This is a genomic window from Uliginosibacterium paludis (genome assembly GCF_039631355.1).
In the GTDB taxonomy this organism is placed as follows: domain Bacteria; phylum Pseudomonadota; class Gammaproteobacteria; order Burkholderiales; family Rhodocyclaceae; genus Uliginosibacterium; species Uliginosibacterium paludis.
Genome location: NZ_JBDIVF010000002.1, coordinates 62,332 through 85,650, shown reverse-complemented (window position 1 = coordinate 85,650; position 23,319 = coordinate 62,332). Strand labels below are relative to the sequence as shown.

Annotated in this window: 25 protein-coding genes and 1 pseudogene; 13 read left to right on the top strand and 13 right to left on the bottom strand. The window is 66.2% G+C overall.

Translation table 11 applies throughout. The features are described 5' to 3' along the window. Positions 1-58: 58 nt before the first annotated feature. Complete coding sequence (locus ABDB87_RS05420) at positions 59-784, bottom strand: response regulator transcription factor (protein WP_345924847.1); 726 nt, start codon at positions 782-784, stop codon at positions 59-61. Between the two features lie 421 nt (positions 785-1,205). Between ABDB87_RS05420 and mscL the strand changes: the two genes are divergently transcribed. After that, positions 1,206-1,640, top strand: coding sequence for a large conductance mechanosensitive channel protein MscL (mscL, locus tag ABDB87_RS05415; protein WP_345924845.1), 435 nt, complete (start codon positions 1,206-1,208; stop codon positions 1,638-1,640). A 69-nt stretch (positions 1,641-1,709) separates the two neighbouring features. On the opposite strand, the gene ABDB87_RS05410 is transcribed toward mscL, so the two are convergent. The 11 genes and pseudogenes from ABDB87_RS05410 to gatC all read right to left on the bottom strand — a co-directional run bounded on the left by ABDB87_RS05410 (position 1,710) and on the right by gatC (position 8,928). Continuing rightward, positions 1,710-1,889, bottom strand: a complete 180-nt coding sequence (locus ABDB87_RS05410; RefSeq protein WP_345924843.1) for a winged helix-turn-helix domain-containing protein — start codon at positions 1,887-1,889, stop codon at positions 1,710-1,712. Positions 1,890-2,134: 245 nt separating this feature from the next. Continuing rightward, positions 2,135-2,413: pseudogene (locus ABDB87_RS05405) on the bottom strand (response regulator transcription factor); the annotation flags it as partial. Positions 2,414-2,470: 57 nt separating this feature from the next. Continuing rightward, a complete protein-coding gene (locus ABDB87_RS05400) occupies positions 2,471-3,124 on the bottom strand; it encodes an MBL fold metallo-hydrolase (RefSeq protein ID WP_345924841.1) in 654 nt (217 codons plus the stop codon). Between the two features lie 3 nt (positions 3,125-3,127). Beyond that, positions 3,128-4,111: an NAD(P)/FAD-dependent oxidoreductase gene (locus ABDB87_RS05395; protein ID WP_345924839.1), complete on the bottom strand. Its 984-nt coding sequence runs from the start codon at positions 4,109-4,111 to the stop codon at positions 3,128-3,130. Positions 4,112-4,117: 6 nt separating this feature from the next. Next, positions 4,118-4,450, bottom strand: a complete 333-nt coding sequence (locus ABDB87_RS05390) for a DUF1840 domain-containing protein (protein WP_345924837.1) — start codon at positions 4,448-4,450, stop codon at positions 4,118-4,120. A gap of 68 nt (positions 4,451-4,518) precedes the next feature. After that, positions 4,519-4,992, bottom strand: a complete 474-nt coding sequence (locus tag ABDB87_RS05385; protein WP_345924835.1) for a hypothetical protein — start codon at positions 4,990-4,992, stop codon at positions 4,519-4,521. A 125-nt stretch (positions 4,993-5,117) separates the two neighbouring features. After that, positions 5,118-5,675 (bottom strand): hypothetical protein, encoded by a 558-nt coding sequence (locus ABDB87_RS05380; RefSeq protein WP_345924833.1) that lies wholly within the window; start codon positions 5,673-5,675, stop codon positions 5,118-5,120. Position 5,676: 1 nt separating this feature from the next. Then, positions 5,677-6,297, bottom strand: a complete 621-nt coding sequence (locus ABDB87_RS05375; RefSeq protein WP_345924831.1) for a LysE family transporter — start codon at positions 6,295-6,297, stop codon at positions 5,677-5,679. Positions 6,298-6,431: 134 nt separating this feature from the next. Continuing rightward, entirely contained in the window at positions 6,432-7,883 is a 1,452-nt protein-coding gene (gene gatA, locus ABDB87_RS05370) for an Asp-tRNA(Asn)/Glu-tRNA(Gln) amidotransferase subunit GatA (protein WP_345924829.1), read from the bottom strand. A 79-nt stretch (positions 7,884-7,962) separates the two neighbouring features. Next, on the bottom strand, positions 7,963-8,550 hold the full coding sequence (gene lpcA, locus ABDB87_RS05365) for a D-sedoheptulose 7-phosphate isomerase (protein ID WP_345924827.1): 588 nt from the start codon (positions 8,548-8,550) through the stop codon (positions 7,963-7,965). A 90-nt stretch (positions 8,551-8,640) separates the two neighbouring features. Beyond that, positions 8,641-8,928: an Asp-tRNA(Asn)/Glu-tRNA(Gln) amidotransferase subunit GatC gene (gatC, locus tag ABDB87_RS05360; RefSeq protein ID WP_345924825.1), complete on the bottom strand. Its 288-nt coding sequence runs from the start codon at positions 8,926-8,928 to the stop codon at positions 8,641-8,643. Positions 8,929-9,048: 120 nt separating this feature from the next. Here gatC and ABDB87_RS05355 point away from each other — a divergent pair, with 120 nt between their 5' ends. The 12 genes from ABDB87_RS05355 (at position 9,049) to ABDB87_RS05300 (ending at position 20,741) form a co-directional block, all read left to right on the top strand. Then, entirely contained in the window at positions 9,049-10,092 is a 1,044-nt protein-coding gene (locus ABDB87_RS05355; RefSeq protein WP_345924823.1) for a rod shape-determining protein, read from the top strand. 108 nt (positions 10,093-10,200) lie between these two features. Beyond that, the gene (gene mreC / locus ABDB87_RS05350; RefSeq protein WP_345924821.1) at positions 10,201-11,325 is read left to right on the top strand and encodes a rod shape-determining protein MreC; all 1,125 of its coding nucleotides are present in this window, start codon (positions 10,201-10,203) and stop codon (positions 11,323-11,325) included. Further along, on the top strand, positions 11,322-11,846 hold the full coding sequence (mreD, locus tag ABDB87_RS05345) for a rod shape-determining protein MreD (protein ID WP_385917290.1): 525 nt from the start codon (positions 11,322-11,324) through the stop codon (positions 11,844-11,846). The genes mreC and mreD overlap by 4 nt, the downstream gene beginning before the upstream one ends. 65 nt (positions 11,847-11,911) lie before the next feature. Continuing rightward, the gene (mrdA, locus tag ABDB87_RS05340; RefSeq protein ID WP_345924819.1) at positions 11,912-13,816 is read left to right on the top strand and encodes a penicillin-binding protein 2; all 1,905 of its coding nucleotides are present in this window, start codon (positions 11,912-11,914) and stop codon (positions 13,814-13,816) included. Further along, positions 13,809-14,942 (top strand): rod shape-determining protein RodA, encoded by a 1,134-nt coding sequence (rodA, locus tag ABDB87_RS05335; protein WP_345924817.1) that lies wholly within the window; start codon positions 13,809-13,811, stop codon positions 14,940-14,942. Before mrdA ends, rodA begins: the two co-directional genes overlap by 8 nt. Before the next feature lie 17 nt (positions 14,943-14,959). Then, positions 14,960-16,018, top strand: a complete 1,059-nt coding sequence (locus tag ABDB87_RS05330) for a septal ring lytic transglycosylase RlpA family protein (RefSeq protein WP_345924816.1) — start codon at positions 14,960-14,962, stop codon at positions 16,016-16,018. A 58-nt stretch (positions 16,019-16,076) separates the two neighbouring features. Beyond that, entirely contained in the window at positions 16,077-16,346 is a 270-nt protein-coding gene (locus ABDB87_RS05325) for a YbeD family protein (RefSeq protein ID WP_345924814.1), read from the top strand. Positions 16,347-16,441: 95 nt separating this feature from the next. After that, entirely contained in the window at positions 16,442-17,065 is a 624-nt protein-coding gene (gene lipB / locus ABDB87_RS05320; RefSeq protein ID WP_345926050.1) for a lipoyl(octanoyl) transferase LipB, read from the top strand. Between the two features lie 115 nt (positions 17,066-17,180). Further along, positions 17,181-18,158, top strand: coding sequence for a lipoyl synthase (lipA, locus tag ABDB87_RS05315; RefSeq protein WP_345924811.1), 978 nt, complete (start codon positions 17,181-17,183; stop codon positions 18,156-18,158). 145 nt (positions 18,159-18,303) lie between these two features. Next, a complete protein-coding gene (locus tag ABDB87_RS05310; RefSeq protein WP_345924809.1) occupies positions 18,304-19,098 on the top strand; it encodes a substrate-binding periplasmic protein in 795 nt (264 codons plus the stop codon). 291 nt (positions 19,099-19,389) lie between these two features. Further along, positions 19,390-19,911 (top strand): hypothetical protein, encoded by a 522-nt coding sequence (locus ABDB87_RS05305; RefSeq protein ID WP_345924807.1) that lies wholly within the window; start codon positions 19,390-19,392, stop codon positions 19,909-19,911. A gap of 197 nt (positions 19,912-20,108) precedes the next feature. Then, a complete protein-coding gene (locus tag ABDB87_RS05300) occupies positions 20,109-20,741 on the top strand; it encodes a hypothetical protein (protein ID WP_345924805.1) in 633 nt (210 codons plus the stop codon). Between the two features lie 8 nt (positions 20,742-20,749). Here ABDB87_RS05300 and ABDB87_RS05295 read toward each other — a convergent pair whose 3' ends face one another. Further along, on the bottom strand, positions 20,750-23,218 hold the full coding sequence (locus ABDB87_RS05295) for a penicillin-binding protein 1A (protein ID WP_345924803.1): 2,469 nt from the start codon (positions 23,216-23,218) through the stop codon (positions 20,750-20,752). Between the last annotated feature and the right edge of the window lie 101 nt (positions 23,219-23,319).

Here is a 23,319-nt window from a genome sequence, read left to right as displayed (position 1 = left end):
GAGCGGAGCATGATACCGCACGACTCATGCCGTACTTCCGGGCGGGTTCGGCCGCGCGTCAGGCGGCCTCGCTGGCCGGCGGACGGGACTCACCGTCCTCGGATTCGACGCGCTCGAGGCGATAGCCGAAGTTGTAGGTCGGTACCAGGCGGTAGCCGTTTTCCGGCCTCAGCTGGAGCTTGCCGCGCACCCGCGAGACATGCGTGTCGACCGTGCGCGTGGCCACCGCGGGATTGCGGCCCCACACGGCTTCGAGCAGATGCCCGCGCGAGAGCAGGCGGCCGAGATTGCGGAACATGAACAGCGCGAGGTCGAATTCCTTCTCGGTCAGCTCGATCTCTTCTTCCTGCAGGCGGATGCTCTTGAGCGCGGTGTCGATCCGGTAGGGCGGCAGGCTGAGGACCTCGCCCGGTTCGCGCGGCTTGGTACGCCGCAGGACGGCATCGATCCGCGACATCAGTACCCGCTGGCTGATCGGCTTGATCATGAAATCGTCTGCCCCGGCCGACAGGCCCTCGACGATGTCATCCTCGGTGTCGCGCGCGGTGATGAAGATGGCCGGCGTGAAGTCCTTGCGCTCCTTGCGCAGCCAGTGGAGGAAGTCCTTGCCGGAGATGTCCGGCATCATCCAGTCGAGCAGGTAGAGGTCCACGCTCTCGCGGACGCAGAAGCGCTGCAGGTCGCGGGTAAGGGTGAATTCATGCACGTCGTGGCCGGCCTTGCGCAACAAGGCTGAGACCAGCGTGGACTGGGTCAGGTTGTCTTCGAGGACGACGATCCGCATGCTGCACTCCCGGTTGATGTTTCTCTTTCAATTGGGAGGGGTTCACGGCAGTCGGGCCGCGGACTTGAACCGCTCTGGCGGTGCTTCGCCCGTCAGAGCAAGCTCTTTCGGGCCTTGGTCGGACCGGGTGACTCGGCGCTTCGGCCCACCCGTGACAGGGTTCGTCCTGCCTTGGGGGCCGACGCGGAAGTCGCCAGAGCGGACGACTTGCCCTTATGGGCAGGGCGGGAATGCGCCCGGCAGCCGAGGGCTGCCATTGCATGGCCACCAAGGGTGACAGGGTGTTCCCGGACACCCACTCAGGGCCGCTCCGGTCGGCCGCACATTGCCCGCGGAGCGGATTGTCATGCAGAATTCGGCGGGTCACGCCACGGGGGTGATTTCGTGGCGTATCCGGAACAGATCAAAGGGAGAAGGGAAGATGAGCTTCATCAGCGAGTTCAGGGAATTTGCCTTGAAAGGCAATGTGGTGGATCTGGCCGTAGGGGTGATCATCGGCGGCGCGTTCGGCAAGATCGTCGACTCCATGGTTGGTGACGTGATCATGCCCATCGTGGGCGCCGTCGTCGGCAAGATCGATTTCTCGAATCTCTATGTCGTGCTCGGCAGCGTGCCGGCAGGGGTCGCCAACAATCTCGCGGACCTCAAGAAGGCGGGTGTGCCGGTGCTGGCCTGGGGGAACTTCGTCACCATCGCGATCAACTTCGCCATCCTTGCGTTTGTCATTTTCGTGATGATCAAGCAGATCAACCGCCTCAAGCGCGCCGAACCTGCAGCGCCCGCCGCCGAGCCGGTGACGCCGGAAGACGTGCTGCTGCTGCGCGAAATTCGCGACGCCCTGCGCAAGCAGGCCTGAAGGGGCGGGCACATGAAAAAGGCCGCGGAAGCGGCCTTTTTCATGTCGTGCAGCCGGGCGGAGGCTTGCTTATTCCGCTTCGCCGGTGCTGCCGTCGAGCTGCTCCAGGCGATAGCCGAAGCTGTAGGTGGGGACAATGCGGAAACCGTTTTCCGGCCGCAGCTGCAGCTTGCTGCGCACGCGGGAGACGTGGGTGTCCACGGTGCGGGTCGGCACATCGGGATTGCGTCCCCAGACCGCTTCGAACATGTGGCCGCGCGAGAGCAGCGGCCGACGTTGCGGAACAGGAAGAAGGCCAGCGCGAACTCTTTCTCGGTCAGTTCCACGACTTCGCCGTTCAGGGTGATTTCGTTCTGCCCCGGGTCGATCCGGTAGGGCGGGAAATCGAGCACGGCCGGAACCGAAACCGCTTTTGAACGCCGCATGACAGCGTCAATGCGCGAGAGCAGGATGCGGGGGCTGGGCGGCTTGATGATGAAGTCGTCCGCACCGGCAGACAGACCGGCCACCACATCTTCTTCCGCATCGCGGGAGGTCAGGAAGATGGCGGGCGTGTCGTCATTGCGCTCGTCACGCAGCCATTTGAGAAACTCTTCGCCGGTCTGATCCGGCACCATCCAGTCGAGAATGAAAAGGTCGGCGCTCTCGCGCGAGCAGAAGCGCTTGAGGTCCGAGGTCAGGCGGAATTCGTGAACTTCATGGCCGGCTTCGCGCAGACAGGTCGTGAGGACCAGCAGTTGGGCGGGATCGTCTTCCAGAGCAGCGATACGCATAGGGCCTCCTGTGTCAGAGCGCAAATTCTAGCAAAGCCGGCAAGACGTATTCAAAGGTCATAAGGACGTGTCACGATCTGCAACAAAGGGATTGCTGGCACGTTCTTCCCCGAAGCTCGACATCGGACCGTGCCCCGGCACGAAGCGGGTGTCGTGGCCCAGCGGCCAGAGCTTGCCGCGGATCGAGTCGAGCAGGGCGGCGTGGTTGCCGCGCGGAAAGTCGGTGCGCCCGATCGAGCCGGCGAAGAGCACATCGCCCACGAAGGCCAGGCCGGCGCTGCGGCTGTAGAACACGACATGGCCCGGCGTGTGGCCCGGGGTGTGGAGGACGTCGAGCGTTTCGCGACCAACGCTGACCGTCTCGCCCTCCTCCAGCCAGCGCGAGGGGGTGAAGGCGGCCACGGGCGGGAATCCGAACATCCTGCATTGCTCGGCCAGCGCGCCGATCCAGAAATCATCCTCGCGCTGAGGGCCTTCGACCGGCAGGGCCTGGCGGGCGACGAGCTCTGCGGTGCCGCCGACATGATCGAGGTGGCCATGGGTCAGCAGGATCTTCACCAGGCGGACGCCGGCCGTCGCGACCGCGGCCAGGATGCGGTCGACATCGCCGCCGGGATCGATCACCGCGGCTTCAAGGGTCTGGTCGCACCAGATCAGGCTGCAGTTCTGCTGGAAGGGTGTGACGGGGATGATCTGGAACTGGAGGGCCATGGTTCAGGTGCGGGATGCGTTCTTGAAGTCGGATTCGATGGTTTTGGCGACCTGAGCGCCCTGGGCCAGGGCGCTCAGGATGTTCGGAAAGGCCGGGTTGCCGACGTCTCCTGCGGCATAGAAGCCCGGCGTGCTGCAGCGGCCCTGGGCGTCAACGACCAGATAGCCCGCCGCGTCGCGCTCGGGCGCGGCGAGGCCCTGGCCGAGGGTGGCGTCGAGAAAGCCGGAGTTGGGCGCGTAGCCGGCCAGCAGGTGCACGCGATCCACCTCGATCTGCCATCTGCCCGCGGCACCTTCGAGCGTGGCGGTGAGGCCGTTGGCGGAGGATTGGAGGTCGGTCAGCCTGGCGTCGGCATGCAGGGCGCACTCGGGGGCCGCCGCGAGGCGATCAAGGTAGCGTGCCTGCCCGCGGAACTGGCCGCGCGTGGCAACGGTGACGCGCGCGCCGGCCTCCAGCGCGAGCGTGGCGTTTTCCAGGGCATTGTCGCCGCCGCCGATGACCAGCAGGCGCTTGCTCGCCAGCACCGAGAGCCGGGTGAAACAGTGCGGGCCGTAGCGCAGGCGCCCCGGATCGCAGCGCGCAAAGCCGGGCAGGCCGAGCAGCAGTTCGCGACCGCGGTAACGGGTGCCGGTGGCCAGCACGATGGCATCGGCCTCCTCGCTGCGCAGGCCTTCCGGCGTTTCCAGCGTGACACGGAAGCCCGCGCCATCCAGGGCGATGTGGGTCGGGCGGGTTTCGAGCAGCAGCGGCACGCCGATGCTGTCGATGTGCTCGGCAAACCGAGCGGCCATTTCGAGGCCGCTCATGTTGCGCTGGCCGAGCACCCAGTTGTTGTTGAGGAAGTTGAGCTGCATGGCGCCGCCGGGGGCTTTCTCGCTGTCGATCAGGCCGGGTTCGAGACCGAGGTTGTGCAGCCAGAGTGCGCAGGACATGCCGGCCGGGCCGGCGCCGATGATCATGACGCGTGCGGGTGGGTTCGGGCTCATCCGGATTCATGCCTCCCAGGTCACAGGGGTTGCCGCCTTGAGCGAGTGCGCGAGCATCGCGAGCAGCGGTGCCGCGCGCTGCGCCAGGCTGATCGGTGCTGCCTGGCGCGGGGTGCCGGGCTCCTGCTCCCAGGGATCCTTTTCCTCTGCAGGCGGGGTGTTCAGCCGGTCTTCCTCGACTGCCGCCCTGAGGGCGGCGATGGCCGCCGGGATCTGCTCGACCGTGACAATGCCGCGGGTGTCTGCGGGGTCCTTGCCGAGGATGCTCAGGATGCGCCGGGCCACCTCGGCAAACATGATGACGTCGCCATCAGCGCGGGATTTGAATGTGATCAGCATGCCGGGTCCTCCATGAATCACGATGCCGGATCGGCCCCACTGTAGCCGATAGCGCTGCGCTGCGACAATCAGTCGCAGTGGCCGCTCGGCATGTCGATCAGCACCGGCCAGGTCTTGCGGAAGACCTGCGGATTGCTGCAGCGGGCTTCGCAATGCGTGTAGGAAACCGTCATCTGGCGGCCCTGGGTCCAGATCCGCGCGGTGCAGCCGTCCGGGTGGCGCAGTTCGATCGAGGGCTGGAACCGGGTCTGGCGGAAACCGGGCCCTTCGATGCGACAGCTGCCGCCGGCTTCCGGCACATTGATCGAGGTCGCCAGATCGATCACCCGGTTGTCACGGATGTCGAGCCGGGTCGAGCCGTTGTAGCCGGTTTCGTTGCGGAAGCTGCAGCGCAGGCTGTAGTTCAGGTCTTCGCCGGATGAACGCAGTTGCTCATGCATGCGCCGCGCGTCGATCTGCCGTACCAGATGGCCACCACCGCCGGTTTTGCAGGCGGCGAGGGCCAGGCAGAGGCAAAGCAGGCAGGGCAGGCGGGTGTTCATGGCGGGCTCCGGTCGTGAGGGGCGCCATTCCATGTCGGGAAGCGGCGTCATCAGCCGGCACAATGCGCGTGCCGCAGCGTCGCTTCAAGCGCCTGCATCCAACTGCAACAGTCGGAGGCCAGGCCTCAGTCGCAGCGGCCGCTGGGCTGGTCGATCAGCACCGGCCAGACGTAGCTGAAGGCTTCCGGCCGGCTGCAGCGCGCCGCACAACGGGTGTAGGAGATCGTCAGCTGACGGCCCTGGGTCCAGATCCTGGCCGTGCAGCCATCGGCATGGCGCAGCTCGATCGAGGGCGTGCTGGCAACCTGGCGGAAGCCGGCCTTCTCGATGCGGCAGATGCCGTAATCGGGAATCTCGTAGGTGGTGGCAAGCTCGACCACTTCGCCATTGCGGATGTTGACCCGCGTCGAGCCCTTGTAGCCAGTCTCGTTGTGAAAGCTGCAGGCACGCTCGAGGGTGATCGGTCTGGCCGAGGCCTGCATCTGCGCCAGGATGCGCTGCTTGTCGGCGCGCGAGATCGTGCTGGCACTTCCCTGAGTGATCCGTACCGGAGACTTATCCGGCGTGCTGGCGGGTGGCTTGGTGGCGGGCGTGTCCGCTGTGCCGGCGGGCGAACCCCTCTCGGCGCTGCCCGCGCAGGCCGCGAGCAGAAGCATCATCAGCCAGGCAGACAGTCGGCGCATCTCAGTGCCTCCGGAAGGTCGCCAGCAGCACGCCGGCCCCGACGAAAAGGCTGCCGAAGCCCCGGTTGAGCCAGCGGATATGCGCCGGATCGCGCAGCGCACGCAGCACGCGGGAGGCGAGCAGGGTGTAGCCGCTCATGACGACGGCATCAGTGAACAGCAGCGTGGCCGCGCAGATCGCGTACTGCGGCCACTGCGCCGCCTTCGGGTCGATGAACTGCGGCAATACGGCGAGCATGAAGACGATGCCCTTGGGATTGCTGGCATTGATCAGGAAGGCCTTGAGCATCAGGGCGAGCGGGCGGGCTTCTGTCTGTTCCGCGGTCAGCATCGGCGAGGCCGGCGCACGCCATTGCTGGATGCCGAGCCAGATGAGGTAGGCCACGCCGATCCATTTGATCGCGACGAACAGCGTATGCGAAGCGGCGAGAATCGCGCCGAGCCCGGCGGCGCAGATGCCCACCAGCAGCACGACGCCCAGTTGTAGCCCGAAGATGTTCCAGACGGCACGCCGGAAGCCGAAGCGCTGACCGGCGGCCATGCATGAAACGGCGCCGGGCCCGGGGGACAGGCTGATCAGCCAGGAAGCAACAAAGAAGGCGAGCCAGGTATCCAGTGACATGAGCGCTCCGCGATTGGCGTGTGGCGTGTGGCGCGATTCTAGGCACCGGAAGGGCTGCGCGCCCGTATCGGCCGACTCAGGGGTGGCAGGAGAAGACGAAAGCGCCCGCTCGGGGGCGGGCGCATGGGGCGGGGTCAGCGGGCCGGGCTTTGCAGATGCCAGTCGGTGGCCTGCTGGAGCTGGTGGGCTACGTTCAGCAGACGGGCTTCGCCGAAGTAGTTGCCGATCAGCTGCAGGCCGACCGGCAGCTTGTCGGCCGAGAAGCCGGCCGGGGTCGACAGCGCGGGCAGACCGGCGAGGTTCACCGCGATGGTGTAGATGTCCGCGAGGTACATCTGCACCGGATCGTCCGCCATCTGGCCGATGCCCCAGGCGGCCGTCGGGGCGACCGGTCCGGCGATCACGTCGCACTGGCTCAGCGCCTGCTTGAAGTCTTCCGCGATCAGGCGGCGCAGTTGCTGGGCCTTGATGTAGTAGGCGTCGTAGTAGCCGTGCGAGAGCACATAGGTGCCGACCAGGATGCGGCGCTGGGTTTCCGCGCCGAAGCCCTCTGCGCGGCTCCGCGCATACATTTCGGCCAGGTCGCCGTATTCGCTCGCGCGGTGGCCATAGCGCACGCCGTCGAAGCGGGAGAGGTTGCTCGAAGCTTCAGCCGGCGCAATCACGTAGTAGGCCGGAATCGCCAGGTGGGTGTTGGGCAGGCTGATCTCGACCGTGGTGGCGCCCAGGCGGCGCAGTTCGGCCAGTGCGTTCTCGATGGCGGCGCGCACATCGGCTGCCAGACCTTCGCCGAAGTATTCCTTCGGCAGGCCGATCTTCAGGCCGGCGAGCGGGCGGGCGAGGTCGCGCGCATAGTCTTCCCGGTCGCGCTCCAGACTGGTGGAGTCGCGCGGATCGAAACCGGCCATGTGATTGAGCATCAGCGCGCAGTCTTCGGCGGTGCGCGCCATCGGGCCACCCTGATCGAGCGAGCTGGCATAGGCAATCATGCCGTAGCGCGAGACCACGCCGTAGGTGGGCTTGATGCCGGTGATGCCGCACAGGCCCGCGGGCTGGCGGATGGAGCCGCCGGTGTCGCTGCCGGTGGCGGCCGGCACCAGCCCGGCTGCCACGGCCACGGCCGAGCCGCCGGAGGAGCCGCCCGGCACGCGGGTCGTGTCCCAGGGGTTGCGCGCCGGGCCGAAGCAGGAGCTTTCGTTGGTCGAGCCCATCGCGAACTCGTCCATGTTGGTCTTGCCCAGGCTCACTGCGCCGGCAGCCTTGAGCTGGCTGACCACATGCGCGTCATAGGGGCTGACGAAGTTCGACAGCATCTTCGAGCCGCAGGTGGTCAGCACGCCTTCGGTGCAGAAGAGGTCCTTGTGGGCGATCGGCAGGCCGGTGAGCGGGGCGGCCTGTCCGGCCGCCAGGGCGGCGTCGGCCCGGTCGGCCGCGGCCAGCGCACCCTCGCGGTCAACGGTGATGAAGGCGTTGAGTGCGGGGTTGGCGGCCTCGATGCGGGCGAGCTGGTCGGTGACCAGCTCCCGGCTGGAGATCTGTCTGGCAGCGAGCTGCTTCTGCAGCGATGCGAGTGTGTGCGCGGTCATGACTGTGTTCGTAAAGCGGGTTCAGCAAAAAGGCGTCTGCCGGCACACGGTGCGTGAGGGGCGTGCCGGCCGCCGGGATTCAGGGCTTGACGTAGCCCAGCCCGATCTCGACATGGTCGATCAGGGCGTGGATGAACTTGATGTGGATTTCCTGGATGCGGTCGGCATAGCCGAAGTGCGGCACGATGATCTCGGCGTCAGCCAGCCCCTTCATCTTGCCGCCGTCCTTGCCCATCAGCAGGATGACCTTCATCTGGCGTTCCTTCGCGGCCTTAGCAGCGGCGAGGATGTTGCCGGAGTTACCCGAGGTCGAGATGCCGAGGAACACGTCACCGGCCCGGCCGAGGCCTTCCACCTGGCGCGAGAAGATGAATTCGAAGCCGTAATCGTTGCCCACGCAGGTGATGTGCGAGGGATCGGAGATGGCCACCGCAGCCAGTGCCGGGCGGTTGTCGCGATAGCGGCCGGAGAGCTCTTCGGCAAAGTGCATCGCATCACAGTGCGAGCCGCCGTTGCCGGCCGTGAGCACTTTGCCGCCCGCCTTGAGGCATTCGACCAGCAGGTCACCCGCCTTCGTCACTTCCGTCAGCAGGGCCTCGTCGGCCAGCACCTTTTCCAGTACGGTCCGGGCTTCACTGAGATGTTCGAGCAGTCGCGCGTTTGCCATGGCTAATCCTTGCAGTGTGTGTCGGGGGAAGGGCGGAGTGTGTCAGTCGCGGGTGTCCCGGCCGTGCCGTCCGGCGGGCCGGAATGCCGTTCATTCGATGACGCGAGGGACCAGATAGAGGCCGGCTTCCGCTTCCGGCGCCACGGCCTGGAAGGCGTCGCGGCGGTCCGTTTCGGTCACGGCATCGGGGCGCAAACGCTGCACGACGTCCTGCGGATGGGACATTGGCGCCACACCCGTGGTATCCACCGCCTGCATCTGCTCGATCAGGCCGAAGATGCCGTCGAGCTTGCCGCGGGTGGCTTCACGGGTTTCCGGGGTGAGTTCAATGCGGGCGAGCCGGGCGATGCGGTCGACCTGTTCCAGGGTGAGGGACATGGTGCGGGGTCCGTTGGATGGGTACATTGGAAACAACGGGATAGGGTAACATACGCGGTTTCGTTTGCCCGGTCCCGGGCGCAGTGCCGGGGACCGCGATACACAGAGGTGGTTCAACCCATGTTCGGACTCTTGCGCTCCTATTTTTCCAATGACCTCGCCATCGACCTCGGCACGGCCAACACCCTGATCTATGTGCGTGGCAAAGGCATCGTGCTGGACGAACCCTCGGTGGTCGCGATCCGGACCGAAGGCGGCCCGAATGCCAAGAAGACGATCCAGGCGGTCGGTCACTCCGCCAAGCAGATGCTGGGCAAGACGCCGGGCAACATCACCGCGATCCGCCCGATGAAGGATGGCGTGATCGCCGACTTCACCGTCACCGAGCAGATGCTCAAGCAGTTCATCAAGAAGGTGCACGACTCGCGCCTTTTCTCGCCTTCCCCCCGCATCATCATCTGCGTGCCCTGCGGTTCGACCCAGGTCGAGCGCCGCGCGATCCGCGAGTCCGCGCTGGGCGCCGGCGCGTCGCAGGTCTACCTGATCGAGGAACCGATGGCCGCGGCAATCGGTGCCGATCTGCCGGTGGCCGATGCAACCGGCTCGATGGTGGTCGATATCGGTGGCGGTACCACCGAAGTGGGCGTGATCTCGCTGGGCGGCATGGTGTATGCCGGCTCGGTGCGGGTGGGGGGTGACAAGTTCGACGAAGCCATCGTCAATTACATTCGCCGCAACTACGGCATGCTGATCGGCGAAACCACCGCTGAATCGATCAAGAAGACCATCGGCTCGGCCTTCCCGGGCAGCGAAGTGAAGGAAATGGAAGTCAAGGGCCGCAACCTGGCCGAAGGCATCCCGCGCAGCTTCACGATTTCCTCCAACGAAATCCTCGAAGCACTGACCGATCCGCTGAACTCCATCGTGTCCGCCGTCAAGATCGCGCTGGAGCAAACCCCGCCTGAACTGGGTGCCGACATCGCCGAGCGCGGCATGGTGCTCACCGGTGGCGGCGCGCTGCTGCGCGATCTGGATCGCCTGCTGATGGAAGAAACCGGCCTGCCGGTGATCGTGGCCGAAGACCCGCTGACCTGTGTGGTGCGCGGCTCCGGCATGGCACTGGAAAAGATGGACAAGCTCGGCTCCATTTTCGCCAGCGAATAAATCACGCGGGGAAGGGCGCAGCGCAAGGGTTGCGGCTGATGCAGGCCGGCCGGCGCGGCGAACCCTTCCCCCGTTCGTTTCCAACGATCTCCTACCGAAGCAGCAGGCATGGCCACCGGTCACCAGACCCCACCGTTCTTCAAGCGTGGCTTGCCGCCCGCGGCGCGCGCCACGATCTATCTCGCGCTGTGCTTCTCGCTGCTCGTGGCCGACCTTCGCCTGCACTATCTCGACACCCTGCGGCAGGGGCTCACGGTGCTGACCTACCCGCTGCGCATCGCGGCCGCGACACCGGCCGATTTCGTGCGCAACGCGGCGAATTACTTCTCCGGGCTTGCCAGCCTGCAGAAGGAAAACCGCCAGCTCAAGAGCCACCAGCTCGAAATGGACAGTGCGCTGATGTTCACCCGCGAACTCGAGCGGGAGAACGACAACCTGCGCGGCCTGCTGGATGTCAGCAAGCGGGTAGGGTTGCGCACTACCGCGGCCGAGATCGTCTATCCCTCGCGCGACGCCTTCTCGCGCAAGGTGATCATCAACAAGGGCAGCACGCAGGACATCGAGCCCGGCTCGGCCGTGGTCGATTCGCTGGGTCTGCTGGGGCAGGTGACTCGGGTGTTCCCGCTGCATGCCGAAGTCACCCTGGTGTCCGACAAGGATCAGGCGATTCCCGTCGTCGTCGAGCGCAGCGGCCTGCGCGCGGTGATGTTCGGCAGCGGCAGCGGCCTGCTCGAACTGAAATTCCTCGCCGCCAACGCCGAGGTCAAGCCCGGGGACCGCATCCTCACCTCGGGGCTGGACGGCATCTATGCGCCGGGGATTCCGGTAGCGGTCGTGCTCAAGGTGACGCGCGACAACAGTGAATCCTTCGCCCGCATCCTGTGTAAACCGATTGCGGCCGTGGAACGCAATGGCGCCGTGCTGGTCTTCAATCGCATCGAGCCGCTGCCGGCACGCCCCTCGGACGAGCTCGAGCGCAACTCGCGCCGGGCGTCTTCCGGACGGATCCGGCAGCGCGGCGTGACGGAGGCGTTTGCCGGTCAGTCGGCGCCGGCGGAAACGGCTTCGGCACCGGTCGCGACTCCCCCGGCGCCAGTGGCTGACGCGTCAGCGCCCGCACCGGCGCGGGCCGCCAGGAGCTCTGCCGCCCGCTCCGCACCGGTGGCGGCCGCGAGTGCGCCGGCCGCGGCAGGCAGCGCGCCGGCCGGGCGTGAAGCAAGGAGTGCGCAATGATGTTGCCGACCCATCGTTCCGGCCGCCTGCTGCTCCCGGTGAGCATGGTATTCGTGTGGTTCAGCATGGTGCTGGCCGTGATCCTGAGCTGTATTCCGGTCGGGCGCTTTCTCGCGATGCCGGATTTCGTCGCGCTGGTGCTGGCCTTCTGGTGCGTGCGTGAGCCGCACCGCATCGGCATGGGGGCCGGATTCATCCTGGGGCTGACGGTCGACGTGGTCATCGGCTCGGTCATGGGCCAGCACGCCACCGCCTATGTGCTGCTGGCCTGGGCTGCCATCGCGAACGCGCGGCGGCTGCTGTGGTTCTCGCCGGCGGTGCAGAGTCTTTACATGGTGCCGATGTTTTTCATGGTGCAGCTCGTCATGTTGCTGCTGCGCATGGCTTCCGGCGGGCGTTTCCCGGGCTGGGAGTATTTCTTCACCTGTTTCACGACGGCGGTGCTCTGGCTGCCGGTGTATTACCTGCTGCTCCTGCCACAGATGCGTCCGATCGATCGGGACGAGAACCGGCCCCTGTAGGAGGCCGCAAGCGGATGACCGTGCCGGCCGCCGGCTGAGGGACCGCATCCTCCACGCCTGACACCATGGAACTCAAGACACCCGAACAGGAATTTCACCGCTTCCGTGCCCGCGTGGCCGCGGCGGCGCTGCTCGTCCTGTGCGGCTTCGGTCTGATCATCGCGCGCTATGTCTATCTGCAGGTGGTGCGCTACGACTACTTCAGCACGCGGGCCGAGGCCAACCGCATCTCGCTGCTCCCCATCGTGCCCAACCGCGGTCTGATCACCGACCGCAACGGCGTGGTGCTGGCGCGCAACTACTCGGCCTACACGCTGGAAATCACGCCCTCCAAGGTGCAGAACCTGGAGGAAACCATCAACGAGCTGGCTGACATCATCGAGATCCAGCCCAAGGATCGCCGCCGCTTCCGCAAGCTGCTCGACGAGAGCAAGAACTTCGAGTCCCTGCCGATCCGCACCCGCCTGACCGACGAAGAGGTCGCGCGCTTCATCGCCCGCCGCTACCGCTTCGACGGTGTGGACATCAAGGCCCGTCTCTTCCGCCAGTATCCGCTGGGCGAAGTCGCCTCCCATGCCATCGGCTACATCGGTCGCATCAATCAGCGCGAGATGGCGAAGATCGAGGATGACGACGAGCTGGCCGCCAATTACCGTGGCACCGAGCACATCGGCAAGACCGGTCTGGAGCAGAGCTACGAGAAGGATCTGCACGGCATCAGCGGTTTCGAGCAGGTCGAGGTGGATGCGTCGGGCCGTGCCGTCCGCTCGCTTGACCGTACCCCGCCGGTGCCCGGCAACAACCTTCAGCTCACGCTGGACATCGAGCTGCAGCGCATCGCCGAGCAGGCCTTCGGCAATCGTCGCGGTTCGCTGGTGGCCATCGAGCCCTCGACCGGTGGCGTGCTGGCTTTCGTGTCGACGCCGCGCTTCGATCCGAACCTCTTCGTTGATGGCATCACTACCGAAAACTGGGATGCGCTCAACAATTCGCCGGATCACCCGATGATCAACCGCGCCATGAACGGCGCCTATCCGCCCGGCTCCACCTTCAAGCCCTTCATGGCGCTGGCCGCGCTCGAAACCGGCAAGCGCTCGGCGAGCTACGCCTTCCACGATCCGGGCTTCTTCGTGTTCGGCAACAACACCTTCAACGACGACAAGAAGGGTGGCCACGGCGTCGTCGACATGGTGAAGTCCATCGTCGTGTCCTGCGATACCTACTACTACACGCTGGCCAACGAGATGGGCATCGACCTGATCTCTGAATTCATGGGCAAGCTGGGTTTCGGCAGCCGGACCGGCATCGACATTTCCGGCGAATCGGTCGGCGTGCTGCCGTCCAAGGAATGGAAGCAGCGCCGCTTCAAGAAGCCCGAGCAGAAAAAGTGGTTCGCCGGTGAAACCATCTCCATCGGCATCGGCCAGGGCTACAACGCCTACACGCCGCTGCAGCTGGCGCATGCCACGGCGACGCTCGCCAACAATGGCGTGATGTTCAAGCCGCACATCGTGAAGTATGTGGTGGATGCGCAGACTGGCGTGCCGCGCATGGTTGAGCCCACGCCGGTGGCCGATCTGGGCTACAAGCCGGAAAATCTCGACGTGGTCCGTCGCGGCATGATCGGCGTGATCACCGGCGGGACGGGCGCGCGTGCCTTTGCCGGCGCGAAATACCAGGCCGCCGGCAAGACCGGTACGGCGCAGGTGTTCTCGCTCAAGGGCGCGAAGTATGTGGAGCACGAGCTGCACGAGCGTCTGCGTGACCACGCGCTGTTCATCGCCTACGCGCCGGCCGACAATCCGAAGATCGCGCTCGCGGTGCTGGTCGAAAACGGCGGTTTCGGTGCCGCCGCTGCAGCGCCGATTGCGCGCCAGGTGCTGGATTACTACATCGCCGGCATCAAGCCGGCCGGCGCGGCGCCGGAAGACCCCGATGCCGACGCCGACACGGAGCATGGCCATGATTAACCTGATGGATGTGCGCAGCGCAGCACTCCGGCTGCTGCGTCCGATCGATCCCTTCCTGTTTGCGGTGATGGTCGCCATCATCGCGGTCGCAACCCTGATGCTGGGCAGCTCTTCGCCCGAGCGCATGGATGCGCACATCGTGAACGTGACGATCGCGGTCATCGTCATGTGGGCCATGGCGGCCCAGCCGCCGCAACGCATGCACAGCCTCGCGCTGCCGCTCTACGTGCTGGGCGTGCTGCTGCTGATCGGCGTCGCGCTGTTCGGTGACGTCTCGAAAGGCGCGCGGCGCTGGCTCAATCTGGGCGTGATGCGCATCCAGCCTTCCGAACTGATGAAAATCGCCATGCCGCTGATGCTGGCCTGGTATTTCCAGAAGCGCGAAGGCATGCTCAAGATGCGTGACTTCATCGTGGCCGGCCTGCTGCTGGCCCTGCCGCTGGGGCTCATCCTCAAGCAGCCCGATCTGGGCACCGCGCTGCTGGTGCTGGGCTCGGGCGTATTCGTGATCTTCTTCGCCGGCCTCTCCTGGCTGCTGATCCTGCCGGTGGTGCTGGTGGGCATCGTCGGCATCGTCGGCATCATTACCTTCGGTGACCAGATCTGCGCGCCCGAAGTGGCCTGGCCCGGCCTGCATGATTACCAGAAGCACCGCGTGTGCACGCTGCTCGACCCGTCTTCCGATCCGCTTGGCAAGGGTTTCCACACCATCCAGTCCACCATCGCGGTCGGCTCGGGTGGTGTGTTCGGCAAGGGCTGGCATCAGGGCACCCAGACCCATCTCGACTTCCTGCCCGAGCGCCACACCGACTTCGTGCTGGCAGTGATTTCCGAAGAGTTCGGGCTCGCCGGCGTGATCATCATCGTGATGCTCTATTGCCTCCTGATCGGACGCGGCCTGATGATCGCCATCAACGCCGCCACGCTCTTCGGACGGCTGCTCGCCGGCGCGGTATCGATGATCTTCTTCACCTATGCCTTCGTGAACATGGGCATGGTGGCCGGCATGCTTCCCGTGGTGGGCGTTCCCCTGCCGATGGTGAGCTATGGTGGAACAGCGCTGGTGACGCTGTGCCTGGGGATCGGCATCCTCATGAGCGTGCAGCAGCACCGCCGCCGGAAATGAGGAGGGAGCGCCACGTCATGAGACTGCTGATTGCCGCCCTGCTGCCCCTGATCCTGCTGGCAGCCTGCAGCAGCGTGCCGGTGCAGAGCCCGGCGCCGCGCACTTCTTCTGCCACGCCACCCGCCCGTCCGGCCTCAGGCACGCCCGCTCCGGCGCCGGCCACGAAGCGGGGCGGCGCCTTCTATCTGGATGACGGCCCCGGCGACAATGCGCCGGTCGATCTGGCCGCGATCCCTGATGCCGTGCCGCGCATCGAACCGATCCGTGCGTCCACGACCCGCCCCTATGAGGTCATGGGGCAGAGCTTCAAGCCGATGAGCAATGTGAAGCCCTTCAGCCAGACCGGGGTGGGCAGCTGGTACGGCAAGAAATTCCACGGCGCGAAGACCGCCAGCGGCGAAGCCTATGACATGTATGGCATGACGGCCGCTCACCCCACGCTGCCGATCCCGAGCTACGCCCGGGTGACCAATCTCGAGAACGGCCGTCAGGTGGTGGTGCGCGTCAATGACCGCGGCCCCTTCCTGCACAGCCGGATCATGGATCTCTCCTACACCGCGGCCTGGAAGCTGGGCTATGTGAGCAAGGGCAGCGCGCGGCTGCAGGTGGATGCGATCACGCCGGACGAAATCGGCTCGGGCAGCTATCTCGCTGCCGCGAATCCGCCGGCGCCTGCCGAACCGCCCGCGCCAGCGCCCCAGCCAGTGGCGGTGACCGCACCGGCTGCGCCGACGCTGCCGGTCAGCGCGCCGGTTCGCGAGGCCGCAGCGGCGGACCCGGATCCGATCGCCGCGATGACCACCGAAGCGCGTGTCGAGCCCGCGACCGCCCCGGCCGCCATGCCGGCCGGCAGCATCTTCCTGCAACTGGGGGCTTTCGCCTCGAGCGCCAATGCCGACAGCTTTCGCGACTATGTGCAGTCCGAGCTGAAGTGGCTCCGCCAGGGCGTCAATACCCGCCTGGTCGGTGACAAGTACCGCCTGCATGTCGGCCCCTTCAGCGATCTGGCCGAAGCACGCAGCGTGGCCGACCGTATCGCTTCCAGCATCGGCACCCGGCCCTTCGTGGTTCGCTAGCGCTTGATAATTGATGCGTCCGGCCCCAGATGCCGGAAGTTACCGCGAGAAAAATGCCATGACCGAAGAACGCAAGACCCTGCTCGAATTCCCCTGCGACTTTCCGCTCAAGATCATGGGCGCGCGGCATGACGAGTTTGCCCAGACGATCGCTGCCGTGGTCGGTCTGCACGCCCCGGACTTCGACCCCGCCACCATGGAAATGCGTCCGTCCAAGGCCGGCAACTACCTGGCCCTGACCTGCACCATCCGCGCCGTCTCCCAGTCCCAGCTCGACACCCTTTACCGCGAGCTCTCCTCGCATCCGATGGTGAAGGTGGTGCTGTGAAGCCGGGAGTGGGGAGTGGTGAGTGGGGCGTGGGGGTCGCGCTGCAGGGCGGCGTGCGTGCTTTTGCCGACTCCCGACTCCCGACTCCCGACTCCCTGATCCACCGCACGCTTGGCCTCGTCGACTACGTCGCGACCTTCGAGGCACAGAAAGCCTTCACCGCCGCGCGCACTGAAGACACGCCGGACGAGCTCTGGCTGCTGCAGCATGAGCCGGTCTATACCCTGGGGCTGGCCGGCAAGCCGGAGCATCTGCTGGTGGCGAGCGAAGTGCCGGTGGTGAAGATCGACCGCGGTGGTCAGATCACCTATCACGGGCCCGGTCAGGCGGTGGTCTATCTGCTGATCGATCTGGCCCGGCGCAATCTCAAGGTGCGCGAGCAGGTCACGCTGATGGAGCAGGCCATGATCGATGTGCTGGCGGGCCATGGCGTCACGGCCGAGCGGCGTGAGGGCGCGCCCGGCGTGTATGTGCGTGACGCCAAGATCGGCGCACTGGGGCTCAAGATCTCGCGCGGCTGCAGCTATCACGGCCTCTCCCTGAATGTGGATCTGGACCTCGCGCCCTTCCTGCGAATCAACCCCTGCGGCTATGAGGGGCTTCGCAGTACCAGCCTGCGCGAGGAAGGCGTGACTGTCACGACAGAGCGCGTACTGGCACAATTGGCATCCCGGCTCACCGATCTGCTCGAACGCGACTATCCGCTGAGCCCCCGCTGAACCCCCGCCAGGCAGGTTTCACAAACCGGAAACGGTGGCCCTGCCTGAATGCATACCCGGCCTGCTTCGCGCTGCAGCCGGGCTTCAGAACACCCGCGCGATGAAAGCCCGACCGATGAGCAGCAGCGAAAATCCCAAGAAACTCCGTGGCGCCGACAAGACCGCGCGCATCCCGATCAAGATCGTGCCGGCCGAAAAGCTGAGGAAGCCCGACTGGATCCGCATCAAGCTCGGCACCGCCGAAGAGACCGCGCGCTTCAACGAGATCAAGGACACCCTGCGCGACCACAAGCTGCACACTGTTTGCGAGGAAGCCTCCTGCCCCAACATTCACGAATGCTTCGGCAAGGGCACGGCCACCTTCATGATCATGGGCGACATCTGTACCCGCCGCTGCCCCTTCTGTGACGTGGGCCACGGCCGCCCCGAGCCGCTCAATGCCGACGAGCCCAAAGAGCTGGCCAAGACCATCGCCGCGATGCGCCTGAAGTATGTGGTGATCACCTCCGTCGACCGTGACGACCTGCGCGATGGCGGTGCGAAGCACTTCGTCGAATGCATCCAGGCGACCCGCGAAGCCAGCCCGCGCACCCAGATCGAAGTGCTGGTGCCTGATTTTCGTGGCCGCATGGAAGTGGCGCTGGAGATTTTCCGCGAAGCGCCGCCGGATGTGATGAACCACAACCTCGAAACCGTGCCGCGCCTCTACAAGGCGGCTCGTCCCGGGGCGGACTATGCCTATTCGTTGCGCCTGCTCAAGGAGTTCAAGGCCATGCATCCCGGCGTCCCGACCAAGAGCGGCCTGATGGTGGGCCTGGGCGAGACCGACGAGGAAATCCTCGACGTGATGCGTGACCTGCGCGCGCACGATGTGGAAATGCTCACCATCGGCCAGTACCTGCAGCCCTCTGGTGGTCACCTGCCGGTGCTGCGCTATGTGACGCCGGACACCTTCAAGATGTTCGAGACCGAAGCGCTGAAGATGGGCTTCAGGAATGCTGCCTGCGGCCCGATGGTGCGCAGCTCCTACTGGGCTGACATGCAGGCGCACGGCGCCGGCGTGGTGGGCGACGAAACCATCGCCCGCGCCTGATCCGCGCTGCATCGGCTGACAGGGCCTGCTCTCCGGAGCAGGCCTTTTTCATGTCCGCGACCTGCATCTTCGGGCAGCTCGGTAGTTCTACTCATGCGCCGGGCCGGCATGCCGCCGAGATACAGGTTCCCGACATGAAAGGAACATGATGAAAACCGCAAGCTTCCTGCCATGGCTGGCCTGCCTGGTCGCCGCGGTGCCGCAGGCCTGGGCCGCGCCGGTCGCGACGCAGCCGCAACTGCGCCTGTGCCACAACCAGGACGAATCCTTTCCCTGGATCATGAAGGCCACGCCCGGCTTCAGTCAGATCCTGGCCTCCGAAGCCGCGCGCCAGCTCAACGTCGATCTGCGCCTTACCGCCATGCCCTGGGAGGACTGCCTGCGCGCCTTGCGCGAGGGCAAGTCCGATGGCGCGGTCAGCGCCGCCTTTGCCGAGGAGCGTCTGCAGTTTGCGGCCTATCCGATGGCGGGCCGCAAGCCGGACGACGCGCTGCGCATGTACAACAACAGCTTCAGCCTCTTCCAGCGCAAGGGCGACAAGCTGGCCTGGGACGGCAAGACCCTCACCGTGAAAGGCAGCGTCGGGGTGCGTCAGGGCAGCTCGATCGGTCTGCGCGTCAAGGCGCTCGGCGCCAGCGTGGACGACAGCTCGACCAGCTACCTCCAGCTGCTGCGTCGCCTCTCGAAAGGCGAGTTTGCCGCGGTCGCGCTCGAAACCCAGGAGGGCAATGCCAGCCTCCTGCAGGACTTCAACCTGCGCAGCACGCTGGTGAGCGCGCCGCTTCCGCTGCTCAAGGAGCCCTTCTTCACGATCTTCAGCAAGACCTGGGCGGATCGCAATCCGGCACTGGCCAAGAGCTTCTGGCAGCAGGAGCAGAAGCTCCGCAAGTCGCCGGACTTCGCGCTCAAGGTGCGCCATCTGGTCAAGACCATCGATTGAAACCGCGACGTTCGCGCGCCCAGGGGCCCGCCGCCAGGCGGGTTTTTCATGTCCGGCTGTGTGGCGGTTCGTGTCGCGGGTGGTCCATGACCTCACCCCGAAATCGTGCAAAGCCCAGCTGCAGCGGCTTTCCGAGGGTGTGTAAAAGCATGTCGGGCATGCGCGCCTGACGCTGCATGACTCTGTAACAAACGCGGCGATGCCGGGCCGGAGGGCGCTCGTATGATGGCGCCCATCCAGACCGGGACACGAGGTTTCCGGCGGATTTCGAATTCCGAAGGAGACTGATTCATGAACACACGCACCGCACTCGTCGCCGCCCTTGCCGCAGCCTTTGCGCTCTCGGCCTGCTCGAGCAATCCCGAAACCAACCGCAACATCGCACTCGGCACGGCCGCGATCGCTGCCGTGGGCGCGGGGGCCTATCTGCTCAACAAGCACGACCACAAGAACAACGATTCGCATGACGAGGTCTATCGCCAGGGCTATGACGATGCCCGCAACGGCAACGGCGTGCATTCGAACGACCAGGCCTACATGGACGGCTATCGCGAAGGCAAGCAGGCGCGCCATGAAGCCGAGCCGGAGCGTTATGGCCGCTCGGTGAATGTCTCCGACATCGAAGGCATGCGTGCCTCCTACGGTGAGCAGGAACTGCGCTCGCGCGGTTTCCAGAACGTGTCCGGCGGCAAGAGCTGGAACCGGGGCTACGCCAGCTGGTGGAACGACCGCGCCAACGAATGCGTGCGCGTCACCACCCAGGACGGCCGCTATGAGCATGTGGACGTCGTCGCGCCGGGCAGCTGCCGCTGAGCGGATCCGCGCATGACATCGGAATGTCGCTCCTCCGGCATTCCAGATGATTCCATCGGCATGCCGGTGAATCGCGCGGACTCTGTTGCAGCGTCCGATCTGCACGTCGCGCGATGACCGGCTGCCGGAAAACCATGTCAGGGCCTGCCGGGCGGCGCCGGATGCGCACACCGGGGCGGGCCTCAGGAGAACCCGGCATGCAACGCCAATCCTTTTCCCTTCTGACCGTTTCGCTCCTGCTTGCCACCGCCACCGCATGCCTGAGCGCCCAGGCCGCCTCGCCTGAAATCGAGTTTGCGGACGTGCTGCATCAGGACATGAACTGGGCGCAGAGCCAGTTGCTGCGGCATGGCTATCGCGCTTCGGGCCGCGCCGCCGACGGTGCGCAGTACTGGTGGAGTGCCGCCGACAGCAGCTGCGCACGCGTGACAGTCGACCGCAACAATCAGGTGGGAGACCTGGTCAGCGTCAGCGAGCGCGAGTGCCTGAATGCCGGCGCTGGCCGTGACGAGGCGCGCGATCCGCGTGCGGACGAAGACTTTCATGGTCACCATGGCGAGCGCTTTGGCAGGCCTTCGCGGCATGGGTGGCAGGACGACGGATATGGCGCAGCGCCGGAAACCGGCGTGCCGGTACCGGTGGATGACCTGCAGGGCGCACGGGCCTCGTCCGGCGAGCGGGCGCTGGAGCATCGCGGCTTCACCAGCATCGACGGGCATGGCGCCTTCAGCACCTGGTGGAACGGCCGCGTGCGCGAATGCGTGCAGGTGGCCACCACCCACGGCTATTACCAGAGCGTCAACGTGGTCAGCCCGGCACTCTGCCGCTGACCCGGCTCTCAGCCGGGCAGGCTGGCTCCAGCAGGAGGCTGCGACGGAGGCGGCGCAGCCGGAGCGGGTATCGGCGCCGGGGGGGCTGCTTCAGGCAGGGCCGGGCGTGAGGCGCTTGCGGCCGGCGTGCTGGCGGCCGGGCTGACCGGTGCGGATTGTGCCGCCGGCGGACTCATGCCCGATTCGGGTGGTGGCGTCGGCACACCACCGCCGGTTTCCACCGCTTCACTGGCCGCAGCTTGCGGCGGTGCGCCGGAGGTTTCGCTGGCCGGGGCCGGCTCGAGCGGCCCGGATCGCGCCGGCGCGCTGGCGGAGCTCTTGTCTTCACCCGGCGTGACGGCTTCGCCGAAGATCGAGCCGAACCAGTTGTGCAGCCGGCCGAAGAGGCCGGATTCCTCCGCCTTCATGAAGTGCTCGTCCGGATCGATGAGCCGTGCGCGCTCCGCCCGCGAGAAGAAGTCGCCCACGATCGGCAGCGCGCTGTGCGCGCCCTGGCCCCAGTAGTCGCTCCGCAGCGTAATGCGTCCGTCATTGAAGCCGACCCATGCGCCGGCAACCAGACGGGGCTGGATCAGGATGAACCAGCCGTCGGTGTTTTCCTGGGTGGTGCCGGTCTTGCCGGCCAGCTCGCCGCGCAGGCCGAAGCGGCCGCGAATGGCTGCACCGGTTCCGTGATCGACCACGCCGCGCATCGCTTCGAGCAGCTTGTCGTTGGCGGCCGGCGTCAGGGCCTGCTCCGGCGCAGCGGGGCGGAACTCTTCCAGCACCTCGCCGTGGCGGTTCTCGATGCGCACCACCATCGCAGGCGCGATGTAGCGCCCGCCGTTGGCGATCGTGGCATAGGCGGACACCATCTCGTGCAGGCTGACCGGGCTGGTGCCCAGCGCCAGCGAGGGGACCTCTTCCAGCGGGCTCTGCCGCACGCCCATGGCGCGCGCGAGCCGCGCGACCCGGGCCGGCCCCACATCCTGCATCAGCTGAGCGGTGATCCGGTTGCGCGAGAGTGCCAGCCCGTTGCGCAGACTCATCGGCTCGTAGCTGGGCGCTTCGGCATCTCCGGGGCGCCAGATGCCTCCGCCCGGAATCCGGATTTCGACCGGCTTGTCGACATAGCTGTCGTCGAGCGACGCGCCGCGCTCGAAGGCGGCGCCATAGACGAAGGGCTTGAAGGTGGAGCCGGGCTGGCGGCGCGCCTGCTGAACGTGATCGAAGGCGTCTCCGGCATAGTCGCGGCTGCCGACCCAGGCACGGATCGCGCCATTGCCCGGCTCGATGGCGAGGAAGCCGGCCTGGATGCGCGTTTTCTCCTCGCGCAGCTTCTGCATGAAGCCGCGGTCAGCGCCGAGGCGCTTGAGCACGGTCTCGGGCGCGTCACCCGCGTCCAGGGCGGCGCGGTATTCCGCGCTTTCACGGATCAGGCTCTGCACCAGCGGATTGGCGGCACGCCACTGTCCGCTCCAGGCGGCGTTGGCAATGCCCTGCAGCGCGCGTCCCTGCTGCTCCACCGCGCGGGTGGCCATGGCCTGCAGGCGAGAGTCGAGCGTCGTGCGGACCACCAGGCCGTCGGTGTAAATGTCATAGTCATGACGGTCGGCCCACTCGATGAGCCATTTGCGCAGCTGCTGCGCGAAGTGCGGCGCGGCGCCGGTTTCGGCCGTCTGGCGTTCGAAATCCAGCCGCAGCGGGCGGCGCGCAAGCGCTTCGTAGCGCTCTGCGGAGAGCTGGTCGGTCTTTGCCATCTGGGCCAGCACCACATTGCGCCGCTCGCGCGCACGCTCGGGATTCTGGACCGGGTTGTAGTAGGCCGTGCCCTTGAGCATGCCGATCAGCGTGGCGCTTTCGAGCAGGTCGAGCTTGCGCGCCGGCTTGCCGAAATAGGTCCGCGCAGCCATGTCGATGCCATACGCGTTGTAGAGGAAGGGCACCGTGTTGAGATAGGTCTCGAGGATCTCCTGCTTCGAATACACCGCCTCGATCTTCAGCGCCGTGATGGCTTCCTTGATCTTGCGCGAGAGGTTCTGGCGGCGTCCGATTTCTTCCGGATACAGGTTGCGGGCAAGCTGCTGGGTGATGGTGGATCCGCCCTGCGTGTTGCCGCGGAAAGTAGCCAGCGCCGCACCGGCCAGACGCCGGAAATCGATGCCGTGGTGCGTGTAGAAGCGGCGGTCTTCGGTGGCCACCAGGGCTTCGACCACGCGAGGCGAAATATCGGCCAGCGCGACCCAGTCCCGGTTGCCCCATTTGTATTCCGCCATCGGCTTGCCATCAGCCGAGAGCACCACCGTCGGCGCTTCATCGCGCGCCTTGCGGATGTCCGAGATGGCCGGCGTGAAGGGCAGCAGGCACAGCACCCAGAGCAGCAGCAGGGCGGGCGGAATCATCAGCCCGATCAGGATGCCGCGCCGCGTGGGATGGCGCAGCCGCGGCAGCCAGCCGGCAACAATGCGGCGCAGATAGGTGAAGAAGTTCGGAATCACGGCGGGGCTCGTCAAGGAGGCCCGCCCATTATGCCGTCAGAGGCCTGGCGGCGGGATCTCCGGCATGTGCCCTCCCGCCGCCGTGCAATGGCCGCCTGCCG

Coding starts and splice junctions, on each gene's coding strand:
- ABDB87_RS05390 (WP_345924837.1), bottom strand. CDS start 4,450: ATGCTGATCACATTCAAATCCCGCGCTGATGGCGACGTCATCATGTTT.
- ABDB87_RS05305 (WP_345924807.1), top strand. CDS start 19,390: ATGAACACACGCACCGCACTCGTCGCCGCCCTTGCCGCAGCCTTTGCG.
- ABDB87_RS05400 (WP_345924841.1), bottom strand. CDS start 3,124: ATGGCCCTCCAGTTCCAGATCATCCCCGTCACACCCTTCCAGCAGAAC.
- ABDB87_RS05375 (WP_345924831.1), bottom strand. CDS start 6,297: ATGTCACTGGATACCTGGCTCGCCTTCTTTGTTGCTTCCTGGCTGATC.
- ABDB87_RS05330 (WP_345924816.1), top strand. CDS start 14,960: ATGAGACTGCTGATTGCCGCCCTGCTGCCCCTGATCCTGCTGGCAGCC.
- mreC (WP_345924821.1), top strand. CDS start 10,201: ATGGCCACCGGTCACCAGACCCCACCGTTCTTCAAGCGTGGCTTGCCG.
- ABDB87_RS05325 (WP_345924814.1), top strand. CDS start 16,077: ATGACCGAAGAACGCAAGACCCTGCTCGAATTCCCCTGCGACTTTCCG.
- gatA (WP_345924829.1), bottom strand. CDS start 7,883: ATGACCGCGCACACACTCGCATCGCTGCAGAAGCAGCTCGCTGCCAGA.
- ABDB87_RS05310 (WP_345924809.1), top strand. CDS start 18,304: ATGATGAAAACCGCAAGCTTCCTGCCATGGCTGGCCTGCCTGGTCGCC.
- rodA (WP_345924817.1), top strand. CDS start 13,809: ATGATTAACCTGATGGATGTGCGCAGCGCAGCACTCCGGCTGCTGCGT.
- ABDB87_RS05355 (WP_345924823.1), top strand. CDS start 9,049: ATGTTCGGACTCTTGCGCTCCTATTTTTCCAATGACCTCGCCATCGAC.
- ABDB87_RS05395 (WP_345924839.1), bottom strand. CDS start 4,111: ATGAGCCCGAACCCACCCGCACGCGTCATGATCATCGGCGCCGGCCCG.
- mscL (WP_345924845.1), top strand. CDS start 1,206: ATGAGCTTCATCAGCGAGTTCAGGGAATTTGCCTTGAAAGGCAATGTG.
- ABDB87_RS05410 (WP_345924843.1), bottom strand. CDS start 1,889: ATGTTCGAAGCGGTCTGGGGACGCAATCCCGATGTGCCGACCCGCACC.
- mreD (WP_385917290.1), top strand. CDS start 11,322: ATGATGTTGCCGACCCATCGTTCCGGCCGCCTGCTGCTCCCGGTGAGC.
- ABDB87_RS05380 (WP_345924833.1), bottom strand. CDS start 5,675: ATGCGCCGACTGTCTGCCTGGCTGATGATGCTTCTGCTCGCGGCCTGC.
- ABDB87_RS05385 (WP_345924835.1), bottom strand. CDS start 4,992: ATGAACACCCGCCTGCCCTGCCTGCTTTGCCTCTGCCTGGCCCTCGCC.
- mrdA (WP_345924819.1), top strand. CDS start 11,912: ATGGAACTCAAGACACCCGAACAGGAATTTCACCGCTTCCGTGCCCGC.
- lipA (WP_345924811.1), top strand. CDS start 17,181: ATGAGCAGCAGCGAAAATCCCAAGAAACTCCGTGGCGCCGACAAGACC.
- gatC (WP_345924825.1), bottom strand. CDS start 8,928: ATGTCCCTCACCCTGGAACAGGTCGACCGCATCGCCCGGCTCGCCCGC.
- lpcA (WP_345924827.1), bottom strand. CDS start 8,550: ATGGCAAACGCGCGACTGCTCGAACATCTCAGTGAAGCCCGGACCGTA.
- ABDB87_RS05300 (WP_345924805.1), top strand. CDS start 20,109: ATGCAACGCCAATCCTTTTCCCTTCTGACCGTTTCGCTCCTGCTTGCC.
- ABDB87_RS05420 (WP_345924847.1), bottom strand. CDS start 784: ATGCGGATCGTCGTCCTCGAAGACAACCTGACCCAGTCCACGCTGGTC.